An 848-nucleotide genomic window follows, 5' to 3' on the forward strand; every position below is an offset into this window, starting at 1 on the left:
CATCAGCAGCAGAAAGGGGATCGCCGTAGCCGCGCCGCTGCAGGCCGCCCAGAGGATGGCCGACAGTCCTGCACCCGGTCCGATCAATCCTGCGCGCAGCAGCCCCAGCGCCGCCGCAGCGGCGACAAGCTCGTTCGGAATGATGTAGCGGCGTGAATCGATGATGGCGATAGCCATCATCAGGAGCGCGAGCAACGCTCCACACGCGCCGTCCATGTTGGGAGAGGCGATCAAGCTTGCGGCGATCGCGGCGAGCGTCGCGCCAGCGATCGATATTTGCAACGGGCGCGGCGAGCCTTGGAGAAGCGTGTCCACGCGATCAGCGTGTCGGCTTGGGATTCACGACGACAGGGAGGTTGGTCCCGACCAATCGGTTATTCATCTTTGTGCGCATTTCTTCGGCGATGACATGAGCATCGACGGCATCGCGGATCACGGTCGGCCGGATGAATAGGATCAATTCCGTGCGCGTGCGCGTGTTGTTCGGATGAGAGAACGCATCGCCGATACCCGGAAGCTGATCGAGCAGGGGGATGCCTTGCCGGGTCAGATTTTCGTTTTCGCTGATGAGGCCGGCAAGCAGGACCGTTTGGCCGCTGGTAACGGCAATCGAGCTTCTGACGCGCCGTTGCGATACGGTTGGTGTCAGGGACTGGGTGGTACCGCCACCTCCGGCAATGTTGCTGATCTCCTGCTCGATATCGAGCACCACATTGCCGTTGGCATTGGAGCGCGGTTGCACACGGAGAATGATGCCTGTGTTCTTGTAGTCGATGGTGTTGACGATGGTATTATTCGCCGTCAGCACGGTTGCCGTGCCGGTCGAAACGGGGACCTGATCGCCGACC

2 pseudogenes are annotated in these 848 nt (G+C 61.2%); both read right to left on the bottom strand.

Annotated elements, in window-relative coordinates:
• A pseudogene (locus Q0L57_RS13950) lies at positions 1-315 on the bottom strand (prepilin peptidase); the annotation flags it as partial.
• A 4-nt stretch (positions 316-319) separates the two neighbouring features.
• Positions 320-848 (bottom strand): annotated as a pseudogene (locus Q0L57_RS13955) (type II secretion system protein GspD); the annotation flags it as partial.

Origin of the sequence: Mesorhizobium sp., assembly GCF_024509055.1 — a bacterium.
Lineage (GTDB): Bacteria > Pseudomonadota > Alphaproteobacteria > Rhizobiales > Rhizobiaceae > Mesorhizobium.